The organism is Undibacterium sp. RuRC25W (assembly GCF_049339825.1).
Taxonomy (GTDB): Bacteria; Pseudomonadota; Gammaproteobacteria; order Burkholderiales; family Burkholderiaceae_D; genus Undibacterium.
In genome coordinates this window covers 63,515-78,258 of the sequence record NZ_JBMPPD010000001.1, presented here as the reverse complement: position 1 = coordinate 78,258, position 14,744 = coordinate 63,515, and the positions used below count along the sequence as shown (strand labels likewise).

Annotated in this window: 16 protein-coding genes; all 16 read left to right on the top strand. The window is 43.5% G+C overall.

Annotation, left to right across the window (positions count from 1 at the left end):
* The first annotated feature begins 481 nt into the window (after positions 1-481).
* The 16 genes from flhD to ACO0KV_RS00285 all read left to right on the top strand — a co-directional run bounded on the left by flhD (position 482) and on the right by ACO0KV_RS00285 (position 14,739).
* Entirely contained in the window at positions 482-799 is a 318-nt protein-coding gene (gene flhD, locus ACO0KV_RS00360; RefSeq protein ID WP_176801927.1) for a flagellar transcriptional regulator FlhD, read from the top strand.
* A gap of 33 nt (positions 800-832) precedes the next feature.
* Positions 833-1,387: a flagellar transcriptional regulator FlhC gene (gene flhC, locus ACO0KV_RS00355; RefSeq protein WP_423018785.1), complete on the top strand. Its 555-nt coding sequence runs from the start codon at positions 833-835 to the stop codon at positions 1,385-1,387.
* Between the two features lie 18 nt (positions 1,388-1,405).
* Positions 1,406-2,215, top strand: coding sequence for a class I SAM-dependent methyltransferase (locus ACO0KV_RS00350; protein ID WP_423038762.1), 810 nt, complete (start codon positions 1,406-1,408; stop codon positions 2,213-2,215).
* A gap of 139 nt (positions 2,216-2,354) precedes the next feature.
* Positions 2,355-3,215 (top strand): flagellar motor stator protein MotA, encoded by an 861-nt coding sequence (gene motA / locus ACO0KV_RS00345; protein ID WP_423038760.1) that lies wholly within the window; start codon positions 2,355-2,357, stop codon positions 3,213-3,215.
* Between the two features lie 21 nt (positions 3,216-3,236).
* Positions 3,237-4,166, top strand: a complete 930-nt coding sequence (motB, locus tag ACO0KV_RS00340; protein ID WP_423038758.1) for a flagellar motor protein MotB — start codon at positions 3,237-3,239, stop codon at positions 4,164-4,166.
* 49 nt (positions 4,167-4,215) lie between these two features.
* Positions 4,216-4,764: a chemotaxis protein gene (locus ACO0KV_RS00335; protein WP_423038756.1), complete on the top strand. Its 549-nt coding sequence runs from the start codon at positions 4,216-4,218 to the stop codon at positions 4,762-4,764.
* Between the two features lie 52 nt (positions 4,765-4,816).
* Positions 4,817-5,182 (top strand): response regulator, encoded by a 366-nt coding sequence (locus tag ACO0KV_RS00330; protein WP_423018775.1) that lies wholly within the window; start codon positions 4,817-4,819, stop codon positions 5,180-5,182.
* Positions 5,183-5,233: 51 nt separating this feature from the next.
* Positions 5,234-7,282 carry a chemotaxis protein CheA gene (gene cheA / locus ACO0KV_RS00325; RefSeq protein ID WP_423038754.1) on the top strand — a complete coding sequence of 683 codons (2,049 nt, stop codon included), beginning with the start codon at positions 5,234-5,236 and terminating at the stop codon, positions 7,280-7,282.
* Between the two features lie 38 nt (positions 7,283-7,320).
* Positions 7,321-7,839 (top strand): chemotaxis protein CheW, encoded by a 519-nt coding sequence (locus ACO0KV_RS00320; RefSeq protein ID WP_423038752.1) that lies wholly within the window; start codon positions 7,321-7,323, stop codon positions 7,837-7,839.
* Positions 7,840-7,912: 73 nt separating this feature from the next.
* Positions 7,913-9,634 (top strand): methyl-accepting chemotaxis protein, encoded by a 1,722-nt coding sequence (locus ACO0KV_RS00315; protein ID WP_423038750.1) that lies wholly within the window; start codon positions 7,913-7,915, stop codon positions 9,632-9,634.
* Positions 9,635-9,713: 79 nt separating this feature from the next.
* Positions 9,714-10,592: a CheR family methyltransferase gene (locus ACO0KV_RS00310; protein ID WP_423038748.1), complete on the top strand. Its 879-nt coding sequence runs from the start codon at positions 9,714-9,716 to the stop codon at positions 10,590-10,592.
* The gene (cheD, locus tag ACO0KV_RS00305; protein WP_423038746.1) at positions 10,589-11,197 is read left to right on the top strand and encodes a chemoreceptor glutamine deamidase CheD; all 609 of its coding nucleotides are present in this window, start codon (positions 10,589-10,591) and stop codon (positions 11,195-11,197) included. The genes ACO0KV_RS00310 and cheD overlap by 4 nt, the downstream gene beginning before the upstream one ends.
* A 54-nt stretch (positions 11,198-11,251) precedes the next feature.
* On the top strand, positions 11,252-12,328 hold the full coding sequence (locus ACO0KV_RS00300; protein WP_423038744.1) for a protein-glutamate methylesterase/protein-glutamine glutaminase: 1,077 nt from the start codon (positions 11,252-11,254) through the stop codon (positions 12,326-12,328).
* 99 nt (positions 12,329-12,427) lie between these two features.
* Positions 12,428-12,823, top strand: coding sequence for a chemotaxis response regulator CheY (gene cheY / locus ACO0KV_RS00295; RefSeq protein ID WP_423038742.1), 396 nt, complete (start codon positions 12,428-12,430; stop codon positions 12,821-12,823).
* Between the two features lie 27 nt (positions 12,824-12,850).
* Positions 12,851-13,483 carry a protein phosphatase CheZ gene (cheZ, locus tag ACO0KV_RS00290; protein ID WP_423038740.1) on the top strand — a complete coding sequence of 211 codons (633 nt, stop codon included), beginning with the start codon at positions 12,851-12,853 and terminating at the stop codon, positions 13,481-13,483.
* Between the two features lie 41 nt (positions 13,484-13,524).
* Positions 13,525-14,739, top strand: coding sequence for an EAL and HDOD domain-containing protein (locus tag ACO0KV_RS00285; protein ID WP_423038738.1), 1,215 nt, complete (start codon positions 13,525-13,527; stop codon positions 14,737-14,739).
* The last annotated feature ends 5 nt before the right edge of the window (positions 14,740-14,744 follow it).

Below are 14,744 nucleotides of genomic sequence, written 5' to 3'. Positions count from 1 at the left end.
ACAAAATCCTCCTTAGATCAAGGAGGATTTTGTTTTTATGGCACGCTTAAATGTTGCTCTTTTGCAGCAAAACGTTTTTTTGCGAAAAAAATCAAAAAAAAATTAAAGTTTTTTAGATCTCAGCCGTTAAGAAAAGTGAGAAAAAATATTTTAAATTTTTTTTAAAAAACCCTAAAGTTCTCGGATTTACTGCCGTTAATGGTATGAGAAGAGAAAAAGATTTTTTTAAATTTTCTGTAACTCTTTGATTTTGCTGGAAATTTTTCCGTAACGTTGGAAAAAATAAAATTCATATAAAACGACGTTTTTTTTGCGATCGTTATCAAATTTTTCTTGTAGGATTTTTTCTTACAGGAATATTCCTATTTTTCTGGAATTAAATCCCGTGTATTGCCTATACACGGCGTTTTCGTGCGCGCTCACAATCTGTCTCACTGGCAACGGAATGTAGCCTTTGAAAAATGGAACGGAGGGTGGGAACATGACACAGAACGATATGATGGCTGAAATTCGCGACGCAAATCTTAGTTACTTAATGCTGGCGCAGCAAATGATTCGAGCTGATAAGGCAACTGCCATTTTCCGTCTCGGTATCGGTAAAGAAATTGCTGATTTAATCGAAGGTCTGAATAATTCGCAAATTTTGAAATTAGCTGGCTCAAACATGATGCTCGCCCGCTTCAGATTTGAGGATAGCTCTATCCTTTGCATGTTGACAAACTATAACAAAGAACGCGCACTGGCTCACTCTCACGCAGCCATTTTGATGGCTGGGCAACCTGTTGAAGAAATTCACTAAGCTGTCTTTTTGAACTAATCGACGGAGATGATAATGGCTACGAAAAGTGTTGTGAATGAAGCGCATGAAATTCAATTGGCAGTTGATCTCGTTAACTTGGGAGCGAGGTTGCAACTCCTTGAATCTGAAACTTCGCTGTCTCGCGAACGTTTGCTGAAAATTTACAAAGAATTAAAAGGTGTATCGCCGCCAAAAGGTATGTTGCCATTTTCGACAGATTGGTTTGTGACGTGGCAGCCAAACATTCATTCTTCGCTGTTTATGAATATTTACAAGTATCTCCAAGAGCATGCCGAGGTTACGGGTGTAGAAGCGATCGTAAAAGCGTATCGCTTGTACTTAGAGCAGGTTGGTTGTGTTTCTGCGGATGATGCAGTTCTTTCTTTGACGCGCGCTTGGACTTTGGTAAGATTTTTCGAGGGAAAAATGCTAACATTTGCAAAATGTTGCGAATGTGGCGGGCATTTTGTTGCGCATTCCTTGGATTTACATGATCATTACAAGTGCGGCCTTTGTCATGTGCCTTCACGGGCTGGGAAGACCAAAAAGACTAAAGACGCCGACTCTTCATTGGAGATGGTGGCTTAATAATATTGAGGAGGAAACTTGGATATAGCGTCAAATAATCGTCGCGAAAGCCATGCCCCTCTGGGAACTAAGTTAATCAATTCTCCAGTGCTACGCGCGTTTTTTGCCCAGTTTGCAGCGTTTGCTTTATGCCTCCTTTTTGCTATCGCCGGGAAACACCTCTTAGGTAAGGCAGTCCCTTTTTTTGTACTTATCGCATTTCAGTCAATCACTTCTGTTGGACTAGCCTCTCTTCTCAGGGTTGACTGGTGGTGGTTAGTCATCGAATTCTTTTTTCCTGTTGCCGTTGTACTTGCTTTGTATGTGCAACTTCCCCCAGCAGCAAGTCTCTTGCTGTTTCTTCTCTTATTTCTTGTTTTTGGAACGACATTTCGTACCCGTGTTCCTTACTACCCATCTCAATCGACGCTACCTGCTGCAATTGTTGAATTGTTGCCCGATGAGACGGATATTCGGTTTCTGGATGTCGGGAGTGGTTTTGGAGGTTTGTTGTTCGATTTATCCAATACACGCCCTAACTGGCAACTTGCTGGTATAGAAATTTCATGGTTGCCGTGGTTGTTTAGTAATCTAAAACAACGTTTTTTGAGGCACGACAATCTTGAATTTGCGTTTGGGCGTTACGAAAGCCTCGATTTTTCAAAATTTAATGTTGTTTTCTCTTATTTGTCGCCTGTTGTCATGACAGAAATATGGAGTAAGGTGCAAAATGAGATGGTGCCAGGAACTATTTTCTTAAGTTATGAATTTATGGTTCCTGGAGTTTCTCCGGCTGCAGAGATTTTGACTGCTGAAAATGCACCGATGTTGTATGTATGGAAAATTTAATGTAATTTGCTTTTTTATTTCCTGAAATAAACGTTTTTTTCACGTTTATTTGCGTCAAACCAACTGTTACCTATCAAATGGGCTGCTATGATAGGAGAAAGTTATTTAAGTATCGTTTTTCCTTCAAGGAGTAAATTCCGTGTTAGTCATTGTTGGCTATATTGTCGTAATGGGTTCAGTGTTTGGCGGTTTTGCTATGGCAGGCGGGCACCTGGCCGTTTTGTTTCAGCCATTGGAACTGTTGATGATCGGTGGCGCTGCGGTAGGTGCTTCGCTGGTTGGTAATAATGCCAAAAGCTTGAAGGCTACTTTAAAGGCTTTCCCAAGTCTCTTTAAAGGGTCGAAATATAACAAAGCCCTGTACATGGAGCTGATGACCATGTTGTTTGATGTGCTAACTAAGGTGCGAAAAGAAGGTCTGATGTCTATCGAAGGGGATATCGAGAAGCCTGAGGATAGTCCTTTGTTTAGTAAGTATCCTGCAATTGTCCATGATCACCATATGATGGAGTTTATTGGTGACTATTTGCGTCTGATGGTGTCTGGAAATATGGATGCCTTTCAGATCGAAAACCTCATGGATAATGAATTGGAGACACATCATCACGAAGGTGCGGTGCCAGCGCATTTTATTGCGAAGTTAGGTGACGGTTTGCCAGCGTTTGGTATTGTTGCGGCGGTAATGGGCGTGGTACACACCATGGAATCTGTGGGTATTCCACCTGCTGAACTGGGTATTTTGATTGCGCATGCTCTGGTTGGTACGTTCCTCGGTATTTTGCTGGCGTACGGTTTCGTTGGGCCACTTGCTGGCTTGATGGAGCAACAACTCGATGAATCTTCTAAAACATTTCAATGCATCAAGGTGACATTGCTCGCGAGTTTGAATGGTTATGCGCCTGCATTAGCAGTTGAGTTTGGTCGTAAGGTTTTATATTCAACAGAGCGACCAACTTTTAGTGAGCTTGAAGAGCATATCAAGCAATCTAAGTCTAAATAACGTGGCGGTTGAGAGTTAAACATGGCAAACGAAGAGTTACGCCCGATTATCGTAAAGAGAATCAAAAAGGCTGGTGGCGGACACCACGGCGGCGCATGGAAAATTGCCTATGCTGACTTTGTGACGGCGATGATGGCTTTTTTCTTGTTGATGTGGCTTTTGGGGTCGACGGCAAAAGGTAATCTCCAGGGTATCGCGGAGTATTTCCAGACCCCCCTGAAAGTGGCAATGGCCGGCGGGGACGGTAGCGGTGATAGTTCTAGTGTAATTAAGGGCGGCGGTAAAGATCTTAGTTTGCGTGAAGGGCAAAATCGCAGAGGTGATATTGAAGCGCAAAAAAAATCCTACAACCTGCAGGCTGCCGAGGCAGCGTTGGCGAAAGCTGATGCGGAGCGTTTAAAGGGATTAAAAGCGCGGATTGAAGCAGTGATCGAGTCTAATCCTGTGCTGAAGCAGTATAAAAAACAGCTGTTGTTGGACATCACTACTGAGGGACTCAGGATTCAGATGGTTGATGAGTTAAATCGCCCAATGTTTGCATCAGCGAAAGCGGATTTGCAGCCATACACAAAAGAAATTTTGCATGAAATTGGTAAGGCGCTTAATGACGTGCCTAACAAGATCAGTTTGTCAGGTCATACCGATTCAGCCCCTTATGGGATGGGGGAAAAAGGCTATAGCAACTGGGAGTTGTCCGCTGATCGCGCAAATGCTTCACGGAGGGAATTAGTTTACGGTGGTATGGATGAGTCTAAAGTGCTACGTATCGTTGGCTTATCTTCTTCTGTATTGTTTGATAAAGATGATCCTTTGAATCCAATTAATCGTCGTATAAGTATTATCGTAATGAATAAAAAAGCCGAAGAGTCTGCTTCACAGGATGGTGGTTCTGTCGAGGTTACGAGTCAAGCAGATTCGAGTGCGGAAGTCTCTGCGAATCCGGGGAAATAATCTTTTAAGTTATATCAATAACTTAAATTATGCAGATAGGATGCTGAAGATGTCCAAAAAGAAAATGTTGGGATCTCAAGTAAAAGAATTATTGTCTGGGGTTTCAGGCCACGGAAGTGCTCACCTTTCTGAGGTTGAGACAGATTTGGCGCAGACAGCATTGTTGCTCGGTGAAGCGATAGAAAAGCTTGGAATAAGTTTTCTCGCGTTACATTCTGCCGTATCAAAAGAGCAGGATGAAATTAACATTATCATCGATTCAGGTACCGTCTCTGAAGACAGCGTTGGTCGACTTAAAGAGATACAAGGTGAAATTGCTCAGCACGTAAATTCGGCAGTCACTTGCCTGCAATTCCAAGATCTTACAAGTCAACTCATTTCTCGCACTATGCAACGTTGTGAGGGCTTGCGGGAAGTGCTGATGACGCTTGGTGTGATGGGGAATGATATTTCATCGGATACCAATAGCGATGATATCGCATCTCTTTTAAAAGAAACGACGTTGCGACTGGAGAAGCAAAGCGCTGATTTACAGGGGCTTTTAAGAAAAGCTGTGCATCAGAAACAGCTCGATAGTGGCGATATAGAATTATTTTGATTTGCAAAGAACTCTCAAGGCACTTTGCCTTTAATTATAAAACGGAGTAATTATGGCCAAGACAATTTTAGCAGTGGATGATTCTGGTTCATTGAGACAGATGGTCGCTTTTAGTTTGAAGGCTGCGGGCTACCAGGTTATTGAAGCGGTAGATGGACAAGATGGACTTGAAAAAGCACGAAATCAGGTCGTTGATTTGGTGTTGACCGACCAGAATATGCCACGTATGGATGGACTGACGCTAATTAAATCCTTAAGAGGCCTGCCCACTTATCAGCGAGTACCAATTCTGATGCTGACGACAGAGTCCAGCGATGACATGAAAGCAAAAGGGCGCGCTGCCGGAGCAAATGGATGGCTCGTTAAACCATTTGATCCACAAAAACTAACAGAAGTCGTAAAAAAAGTAATTGGTTAAAGATTGTGTTTTTGCATTCTTGCATTACTAATGTAAATCTCGGAGTTAATAATGACGATTGACATGAGTCAGTTTTTCCAGGTCTTCTTCGATGAGGCGGATGAGCTTCTTGCTGAGAAGGAAAAATTGTTGCTTGCCGTCGATGTTTCCTCTCCTGATCCCGAAGATTTAAATGCTATTTTCCGCGCGGCACATTCAATAAAGGGCGGTGCGTCAACTTTTGGCCTCAATGATATGACCGAGGTGACGCATGTGTTGGAGTCATTGTTGGATAAGATCAGGAAAGGCGAAATGGCTCTCACAGCAGAACATGTCGATGCATTTCTGATTGCCAAAGATATTCTTAAAATGCAGTTGGATGGTCATCGTCTGGGATCGACCGTCGATCAGGATGCTGTGGCTGATGTGCGAATGTTGTTGCAATCATTGTCACAAGATGCGCCTTCAATGCCACCGCCGCCTGTCTACGTTGAGGTCATCGATCATGGTGCGATCGTTTTTAAATCTGCATACAAGATTGAGTTTCCTAATCTGAATGAAGACGATGCAAATGCGTTAATGGCTGAGTTGGGCTTGTTGGGGAAAATTTCACGTGGTGAGATGCATTCAGATAAGGTGGTTTTTCATCTGCAAACAAACGAGGGCAAAGACGATATCGTCTCGATTTGTTCGTTTATTTTGAACCCTGATTGCTTAACGATTACGGAAGAGGCGTTGCCTGAACAAAGTATTGCTAGCCAGAGCACCCAGACCGACGATGACTTAGGTTATGGTTTTTTCGAACCACTGGAATCAATGTTTCCTCCAATCGAGGGGGAGCCCGAAGAAATCAAAACTCCCGTTACGCCGCCACAAGTCGTTGCTAACGTCAGTTCAGGTTCACCTTTTGAGAAAAAAACCGCTGTTAAAAAAGAACAAGAAAAAACTTCTTCCTCTCAAGAGTCGTCCACCATTCGTGTGGGTATCGAGAAGGTTGATCAGTTGATTAACTTGATTGGTGAATTGGTCATTACTCAGGCAATGCTTGAGCAACGAACAAAGGACCTTGATCCGATTGCCAACGAGCGTTTATTAAATAGCGTTGCGCATCTCACACGGAATACCCGTGATTTACAAGAAGCAGTCATGTCGATTCGCATGATGCCGATGGATTATGTGTTCTCTCGTTTTCCACGTATGGTTCGCGATCTCGCAACCAAGCTTGGTAAAAAAGTTGAATTCATTACTTACGGCGCATCAACTGAACTCGATAAGGGCTTGATTGAGCGCATCGTTGATCCATTGACGCACCTAGTTCGTAATAGTATCGATCATGGAATTGAAATGCCCGCTGTCCGCAAGCAAGCTGGAAAGAATGAGGCTGGTCAGCTCTCGCTATCTGCGGTCCATCAGGGTGGAAATATTGTTATCGAAGTCAGTGATGACGGCGGCGGTTTGCATCGAGATAAGATTCTCGCTAAAGCGCGCCAGAATGGATTGACAGCGCCCGATTCTATGACCGATGCCGATGTATGGCAGCTTATCTTTGCGCCAGGTTTTTCGACCGCGGAGATTGTGACCGACGTTTCTGGACGCGGCGTTGGCATGGATGTGGTTAAGCGAAATATTGCCGCAATGGGGGGTGTCGTCGACATCCGTTCTGCGAAAGGATTTGGAACAACTATTGTTATTTCACTTCCACTGACGCTTGCTATTCTTGACGGCATGTCCATTAAGCTTGGTGAAGAAATCTACATATTGCCTTTGGGATTCGTTGTTGAATCGATGCAGCCTGCAAAAGAAGACGTGAAAGATGTGAATGGTAAAGGGCAGGTTATTAAAGTTCGTGACGAATATTTGCCACTCGTTCCACTTTATCAGCGTTTTGATATTGCGCCAAAATTCCTTGATCCATCTGACGGCATTGTCGTTATTGTTGAAGTCGACGGAAAGAAGGCTGCGCTGTTTGTCGATGATCTCGTTGGTCAGCAACAAGTCGTAGTTAAAAATATTGAATCAAATTATAAAAAAATACCAGGAATTTCCGGAGCAACGATTTTGGGTGACGGTGGTGTTGCTTTTATTCTTGATGTCTCTGCACTCATCAGATCAGTTAAATAGCATTGAAATAGAAAACTAATTAATACGAAGGACAAGAAATGGCGCAAGCTTCAGAATCTCTTAATGATCAAAATTCGCAAGGTAATCATGTGGTGACAGATATCTCTGGACATGAATTCCTCGCATTCACATTAGGAAATGAAGAGTATGGCATCGATATCCTAAAGGTGCAGGAGATCCGTGGTTACGAGGCTGTTACTCGCATTGCCAATGCGCCTGATTTCTTAAAAGGCGTAATTAACTTGCGCGGAATTATCGTGCCAGTCGTTGATATGAGAATCAAATTTAATCTTGGTAGCCCTACTTATGATCAGTTTACGGTGGTCATTATTCTCAATATCGAAGGCCGTATTGTTGGTATGGTCGTTGACAGTGTGTCTGATGTGACGACGTTATTGCCTGAGCAGGTTCGCCCTGCGCCGGAGATGGGAACGACGTTTAATACTGAATTCCTGATCGGATTAGGGACGTTGGATGACAGAATGTTGATTTTAGTTGATATCGATAAATTGATGTCGAGCCCAGAGATGGGTTTAGTTGACCATGCTGCACAGTAAATAGCTAAGTATCGGCTACTTTTTTATTAGATTTGATGGACTTGGATTGTCTTCACTATAGGAGGAAATGTGTATGAATTTACGCAAACTTAAAATTGGCACACGATTGGGAGTTGGCTTCGCACTAATTCTTCTTGGCATTGTCATTGTTATGCTGGTTGTCAATGCGATGAATTCTTCCAATCGCCAAAATGTTGAAGAGAATTTAAGTCTCGCGAGCCAGAAGCAAGCATTGGCCAACACGATGAAAAGTTCGCTGTTCGAGGCGGGCATAGCGATGCGTAATATCGGCATCCAGTCGGATGTCGGTGAGATGCAAAAGGAAGAAGGGAAAGTTCGCGCTGAGCGTAAAGTGTATGACAATGCGAGAGAAAAAATTTCTTTGCTTGGACTGACTGACGAAGAAAAAACGATCTTAGACGAAGTCGCAAAGTTAGATAAAGAAACTGAACAACCATTTAAAAATGCTGTCGGTCAGGCATTAGCATTTAATGGTGAGGGGGCAGTAAAAATCATTACATCAACGCTTGAACCGCTTAGTGTTAAGTCGATTGCGGAAATCAATAAACTAGTTGAACTTCAGGATGCAAAAGCCAAATCTATTTTTGAGTCCTCGGCAAAAACTGGTGCAAAGTTAACATATAGTTTATATTTTATTTTGTTGTGCGCACTTGGTCTTGGTGCATTCTTCGCTTGGATTTTGACGAATAGCATTACGAAGCCATTGGCGGAAGCTTTAAATTTGGCTGAGACTGTTGCGCGCGGTGATTTAAGAAGTCAGGTTGTGATCGAGGGTTCGGATGAGGTCGCATCGCTCTTATTGGCTTTGAAAAATATGAATGATAACCTCGCAGCTACAGTAGGACAGGTTCGTACTGGTACTGAGACGATTACCATTGCATCACAGGAAATTGCTTCGGGTAATGCAGATTTGTCCAATCGTACTGAATCTCAGGCAAGTTCTCTGGAGGAAACGGCAAGTTCCATGGAGGAATTGACTAGTACTGTTCGTCAAAATGCGGATAACGCGCGTCAAGCAAATCAACTTGTTGTCTCCGCTTCTGGCGTGGCGGTAAAAGGTGGCGCTGTCGTTGGTCAGGTTGTCGCTACCATGGGTTCAATCAAAGAAAGCTCTCGCAAAATTGTTGATATCATCGGTGTTATTGATGGTATTGCATTTCAGACCAATATTTTGGCTTTAAATGCTGCGGTAGAGGCAGCCAGGGCTGGTGAGCAAGGTCGCGGCTTTGCAGTTGTTGCTGCCGAGGTGCGTAACCTAGCCCAGCGAAGCGCCGGTGCTGCTAAGGAAATCAAAGCGTTGATTGATGATTCTGTTGATAAAGTCGATCAAGGTGGGAAGCTAGTTGATGAAGCTGGTAAAACCATGGACGAAATTGTCACTAGTGTTCAACATGTTGCAGATATTATGAGCGAGATTACTGCGGCTAGCCAAGAGCAAAGTGCTGGCATTGAACAAGTCAATCTGGCTATCACGCAAATGGATGAGATGACGCAGCAAAATGCGGCGTTGGTTGAGCAAGCCGCTGCCGCTGCCGAGAGTATGGAAGAGCAGGCAGTTGTTCTCGCGCAAGCTGTGAGCGTATTTAAATTGTCCGAAAATTCACAGCAACGTGTTGCCATGACTCCTGCCAAACCAGCACCAGTCAAAGCGAATGTAAGAGCAGCAACCAAATCTTTAACGAAGGCATTAATTCCGAATGCGACACCCGCAAAACCAGCCAAGGCGCCAGTGAGTAAATCTGGAGAGGATGAGGATGCGTGGGAGGAGTTTTAACGCCTAACATCAAGGCGAGCGAGTAGTCGACTCGTTTGCTTACTTAAAGATTAGTTTTGAACGATGCTTAAGGATTAAAATGGCGGCAAAAGAGAGGCTTGAGGGATCGAAAGAGTTTGATTTTCATGCGCGGGATTTTGATCGTGTTAGAGATCTTATCTATAAGCGTGCTGGAATTTCGCTTGCCGATAGCAAACAAGAAATGGTCTATAGCCGCCTTGCAAGACGGTTGCGCGCTACTGGGCTTAACTCTTTCTCGGACTATCTAAATAGCCTCGAGCGTGAGCCTGATAGTCAGGAGTGGGAAGCGTTTACTAATGCGCTCACCACTAATCTGACATCTTTTTTTCGTGAAGAGCATCATTTTCCTATTCTTGCAGAACATGTGCAAAAGAAAAAAGAGCCAATTCAGGTTTGGTGCTCAGCGAGTTCTACTGGTGAGGAACCGTACTCGATCGCCATGACACTCTGCGAGGCATTTGGTACGATGCATCCACCTGCACAGATTATTGCGACAGACATTGATACGAATGTACTAAATACCGCATCCAAAGGTGTGTATAACATTGATCGAATAGAAAAATTATCGGCTGAACGCGTAAAGAAATTTTTTCTGAAAGGTAAGGGGGCTCAGGAAGGTTTGGTGCGTGTGCGCCAAGAGTTGCGTGATATGATTACTTTTAAGCAACTAAATCTGCTTGATCATAGCTGGTCTCTGAAGGGGCCGTTTGATGCGATTTTTTGTCGTAATGTGATGATTTACTTTGATAAGCCAACTCAGGGTGCAATTCTGAAAAAATTTGTACCTTTGATTAAACCTGACGGTCTTTTATTTGCAGGTCATTCTGAGAATTTTCTTTACGTATCAGACGATTTTAAGTTGCGCGGAAAAACTGTGTATGAGCTTTCCAGTTTGCGGGCAACAACCGGAAATCATTCGCACAAAGGTAGCCTATGAGCCAATTAAGTGAAGAGCACTTTGCAACGAATGTTTATTATGACCGGACATTCGATTGTGATGCTGCCAAAATTTTGCCGGGAGAGTTTTACTTCACGCGTAAAGACATGTTAATCGTTACAGTCTTAGGTTCGTGTGTCTCAGCATGTATTCGCGATCGTATTTCCGGTGTTGGTGGCATGAATCATTTTATGCTTCCGGATACTGGCGGTGATGCCGATAATCCAGTGTCAGCATCAATGCGCTATGGTACTTATGCGATGGAAGTGTTAATCAACGAGTTACTAAAGGCGGGAGCAAAGCGCGAAAATTTAGAGGCGAAGGTATTTGGTGGGGGTAATGTTTTGCGAGGTTTTACTGCAATTAATGTTGGTGAACGTAACGCAAAATTTGTGCTTGACTATCTCAAAGCTGAGCGTATGCGCGTTATTGCAGAAGATCTCAATGATATTTATCCACGTAAAGTATATTTCTTTCCTAAAACCGGCAAAGTGTTGGTGAAAAAACTTAAAGTAGAACACAACGATACGTTGAAACGACGTGAACAAGATTATGCGAGCCGTTTGAAAACGACATCAGTTGGCGGTGACGTTGATTTGTTTTGATACTGTTGCATCGGATGGAATGGAAATGTTGCTCGGGGTTATGAGGTTTTGATAATGAAGATAAAAGTATTAATTGTCGATGATTCTGCGTTGATTCGCAGTGTCATGAGTGAGATTATTGGTAGTCAACCAGATATGGAAGTAGTAGGGGTTGCTCCGGATCCGTTGGTTGCACGTGAGCTGATTAAGCAAACAAATCCTGATGTTTTGACGCTTGACGTTGAAATGCCAAAAATGGATGGATTAGATTTTCTTGAACGCTTGATGCGCTTGCGACCAATGCCAGTCATTATGGTATCGTCCTTGACTGAACGCGGTTCAGAAATCACAATGCGGGCGTTGGAATTAGGCGCGGTGGATTTTGTCACTAAACCGAAGTTGTCAATACAGAGCGGAATGCTTGAGTACGCAGAGCTTATCGCAGATAAAATTCGCGTCGCTTCAAAGGCAAGGATTCGTCCAAGGATCACTAGCGTTGCAGGACAGACTAAAACAACGCAAGATTCATTGCCTATGGTGAGAAATCCTTTGACCAGTAGTGAGAAACTCATCATTATTGGAGCATCAACTGGTGGTACTGAAGCAATTAAAAATTTTTTGGTTCAAATGCCTTCTGATTGCCCCGGTATTCTTATTACGCAGCATATGCCTGAGGGGTTCACTCGTTCATTTGCGAAGCGTTTGGACGGACTCTGTAAAATCTCTGTGTCAGAAGCAGCAGGTGGAGAACGTGTTTTACCAGGGCATGCATATATTGCCCCTGGGCATTCTCATTTGCTTTTAGGTCGTAGTGGTGCAAATTATGTGACACAACTTGATGATGGCGAGCCAGTGAATAGGCATCGGCCATCAGTGGATGTGTTATTTAAGTCTGCTGCAACTTTTGCCGGTAAAAATGCTGTTGGGGTAATTATGACTGGGATGGGTAAGGATGGTGCGGTAGGGATGCTGGAAATGAAAAATGCCGGTGCCTATAATTTTGCGCAAGATGAGGCGAGTTGCGTTGTGTTTGGTATGCCCCGAGAAGCCATCGCAATTGGTGCGACCCACGAAGTAGCTGCATTAAATGAGCTGCCATCAAAGGTTTTAAGTTACCTTGCGTCACAAGGAAGCCGTGCATTAAGGGTTTAAATTATAAGAAATGATGCTTTACTGCAATTTCAACACCTTTTAAACTTAATTTGACCGATAATACTAATAACTGTATTTAAAGAAATAGTGGAGTAATTCATGGCTGATCAAAATCTGAAATTTTTAGTTGTAGATGACTTTTCTACCATGCGTCGCATTGTTAGAAATTTGCTCAAAGAACTGGGTTATTCCAATGTCGATGAAGCAGAAGATGGTGCAATGGGTCTTGCGAAATTGAAAAATGGTGATTTCGATTTTGTGATTTCTGACTGGAATATGCCAAATATGGATGGTTTGACGATGTTGCAGCATATTCGTGCGGATCCGGCTTTGTGCAAGTTGCCTGTATTAATGGTAACTGCTGAAGCAAAGAAAGAAAATATTATTGCCGCTGCGCAGGCTGGTGCTAATGGCTATGTTGTTAAGCCTTTTACAGCTGCCACACTTGATGAGAAGTTGTCCAAAATCTTTGAAAAGCTTGGTAAAACTGCATAAGAAGAACTGCAATGTATTGGAGGCAATATGAGTCAAGACAGTAATCAACACACTCAACAAGAGGATTTGCTTTCCAAAGTCGGGCAAATGACTCGCCTGTTGCACGATAATTTGCGTGGTCTAGGCCTTGATAAGTTGCTGGAAAAGGCTGCAGAGGATATTCCCGATGCCCGTGACCGATTAGATTATGTTGCGCGAATGTCTGAACAGGCTGCGCAACGAGTGTTGAACGCGACAGACATTGCTATTCCATTGCAAGAGCAGTTAGACGAAGAAGCAAAAAAAATCAGCGTCACTTTGGAGGCGCTGTTGCTTCACTCTGCATCGCCGGAGCAATATCAAGCGGCGACTAAGGATGTTTTGCAATACCTGAGTGTAGTTAGTAGTCGTAGTGCTGAAACGAAAGCCCATCTGATGGATATTATGATGGCACAAGATTTTCAGGATCTGACTGGTCAGGTGATTAAAAAAGTAACAAGTCTTGCTCAAAACCTAGAACAACAGTTAGTCCAGTTGTTAATCGATTATTCTCCAAACGAGAAAAAGAAAGAGGTCGAGGACGGTTTGCTGAATGGCCCACAAATTAATCCCGAAGGTAAAACGGAAGTTGTTGCGAACCAAAGCCAAGTTGATGATCTCCTCGATAGTCTTGGTTTCTAAAATAATTCGATAGCGACACAAAATATAATAGCAAAGTCGACATGATTGAAGATAATTTCATCTTACGTGAACCGTTGCTTGATCCTAAACAACGGGTAATTGGTTTCCAGTTTTCTTGGTTGCAAAAAAATCCGGTCGCTGACACAAGCGTGTCAGATCTGGATTATCTATTAGAGTTTGTTGCAGGCCATCTTAATGATGAAGCTAACGGTTTTTTGCTTGGTGACAGCTCGCTGTTTCTTGAAGCTGCGCCAGAGTTGTTGGCGGCAGAGGGATTGAAACTATTCCCTGCGAATAAAACTGTTTTGATATTGCACAAAAAGCATTTTGCAGTCGAAGGGGTGCTGGATGCAGTTAAAAATCTTCGCGAGTTAGGATTTGGGGTTTGTCTACGCGGTGCAGAAGTGACAACCCTAGAGAGATCTTTTTTTTCTCATGTCACGCACATTGAAGTTGGTTTGAATGCATCAAACTTTGCTTCTCAGGCCAAAGTTTATGCTGCCTTGAAGCAATCTTCTGTGAAAATGGTTGCTCGTAATGTGTCGACGTGGCAGGATTTTGATGCGTGTTCAGCCTTGGGTCTTGATAGTTTTGTTGGTAAGTTACATCTGACGCCTCGGCCTAGCTCTGGTCCAAAATCCTTGAATTCGTCGCAAACGACGATTCTCCAGTTGATGGAGATGGTAAGAAAAAATGCAGATATTCAGCAATTAGAACTAGTTGTCAAGCGCGATCCGACCTTGGCATATAAGTTGCTGCGTTACATTAATTCTGCGGGATTTGGTCTGCGTACGGAAGTCCAGTCGTTAAAGCATGCAGTTCAAATGCTTGGTTACAGTCCGTTATATAGGTGGCTTACTGTATTGCTTGCGACAGCAAGTACGAGTGGGTATTCCCCAGTGTTGCTTGAGACTGCGATTGTTCGCGGACGATTTGCTGAAATCCTTGGGCAAATGAAGATGTCCAAGGCTGAAGCAGAGAATTTGTTTGTAGCGGGTATGTTTTCACTGTTAGACCGATTACTAGGTCTACCGATGCAAGAGGTTCTTTCCTCTATTCAGTTGCCGGAGGTTGTTACTGAGGCGCTGATTTCACGGGGCGGGGTGTATGGTCCTTACCTCGCGCTGGCGGAGGCGTGTGAACTGAGTAGCATGCTCGTTGGTTCACTTGCTGAGTCTTTGAAGATATCTGCGGAGGATGTCAACGCCGCCCATTTGGCCGCATTGGTGTGGTCGAAAAATGTTATCGCTGCGTAATTTCC